Raw genomic sequence first — 1468 nt, forward strand, 5'->3', positions numbered from 1 at the left:
CTATTAAGCAACGGGCTAGCCCGGCGCCAGGGTTTCGGACCAGCATAAAAATGTCTGACGTCATCGGTCTTGTTCTTCCGTTCTTCGGCTTGATTTTTGTCGGGTTCCTGGTGGCGCGCATCACCAGGCAGCCGCTGGAGGCGCTCGGCTGGATGAACACGTTCATCGTCTATGTCGCGCTGCCGGCACTTTTCTTCCAACTGCTTGCCAAGACGCCGTTCGAAGACCTGACGGAATGGCGCTTCATCTTCGGTTCGGTCGTCTCGACCTTCATGATATTTTCCTTGATGTTCATGGGGTCGGTCCTGACCTCGCGCGGCGAGATAGCGCAATCGACCATCAAGGCGCTCGCGGCCGCCTATGGCAATATCGGCTATATGGGACCGGGGCTGGCATTGCTGGCCTTCGGCGAGGAGGCGGCTGTGCCGGTCGCCTTGATCTTCTGTTTCGAGAACATCATGCATTTCGCCATCGCACCCATGATGATGGCGCTGTCGGGCGACGACAAGACCACGCCTCTCCGGCTTGCGCTCGGTGTCGTGCGCAAGAGCGTGCTGCACCCGTTCATCATCGCAACCGCCCTGGGCGTCGGCGCCGCCTATATCGGCTTTCGACCGCCCGTGCCGGTGGAGCGATTTCTGGAATATCTTTCCCGGGCGGCCGCACCTTGCGCGCTGTTTGCCATGGGCGTCACGCTGGCGCTCAGGCCGCTCAATCGCGTCCCGCACGAGATGGTTCCGATTGCGGCACTGAAACTGATCCTGCACCCTTTGCTCTGCTATGTCGTGTTGAGCTGGATCGGCAATTTCTCTGAGACATGGGTCTTCTCGGCGGTGCTTCTGGCGGCGTTGCCGACCGCCACCAACGTCTTCGTCATCGCCCAGCAGTATGGCGTCTGGGTACAGCGCGTGTCGGCCAGTGTGCTGATCACAACCTGCCTGTCGGTCGTGACTGTCACCGGGCTGCTCTACCTGATCCGGCACGATATCCTAGCGCCGGACCTGTTTCCCTAACCCGCCGGCAAGCGCGGCAAAACCGCTGCCTGGACGAAGCCCCTCGCGCATGAAAAAAGCCCGAAGCGGCGCGAAGCCACCGAGCACGCCGAGCCCGGCCACGCGGGCCATCTGGGCCGGCAGCATGTCGGAAAGCAGCGACATGTTGAGCAGGTTGACCGCACCGCTACGCGCCAGAATATCGGGGCGGCGCTTGAAATCGTAAGCCGCAAGCGCCTTGGCTGCACCCGGGTCCGCTCGATTTTCACAAGCGATTCCAACCAGATCGTCGACGTCCCTGATGCCGAGATTGAGGCCTTGCGCACCAATCGGCGGAAACACATGGGCGGCTTCGCCGACCAGCGCCACCCGATCTCGGGCGAAACGCAGTGGCGTCACCGCCGAAAGCGGATAGATCTGCCGGCCCGGCTCGACCGTCACCCGGCCCAGCATCGACTGCATCTGCTGTTCAACCC

General features: G+C 62.0%; 2 protein-coding genes. One reads left to right on the plus strand and one right to left on the minus strand.

Going from position 1 to position 1468, the window contains the following annotated elements; translation table 11 throughout:
• Positions 1-50: 50 nt before the first annotated feature.
• The gene (locus EN893_RS33715) at positions 51-1013 is read left to right on the plus strand and encodes an AEC family transporter (RefSeq protein ID WP_127272652.1); all 963 of its coding nucleotides are present in this window, start codon (positions 51-53) and stop codon (positions 1011-1013) included.
• Here the strand turns inward: EN893_RS33715 and EN893_RS33720 are convergent.
• The coding region (locus EN893_RS33720) for an FAD-dependent monooxygenase (protein ID WP_206640235.1) at positions 990-1468 on the minus strand (479 nt) is incomplete at its 5' end. The two genes, EN893_RS33715 and EN893_RS33720, sit on opposite strands and share 24 nt — an antisense overlap.

The sequence above is a fragment of the Mesorhizobium sp. M7A.F.Ca.CA.004.04.2.1 genome, from assembly GCF_004022825.1.
GTDB lineage: Bacteria > Pseudomonadota > Alphaproteobacteria > Rhizobiales > Rhizobiaceae > Mesorhizobium.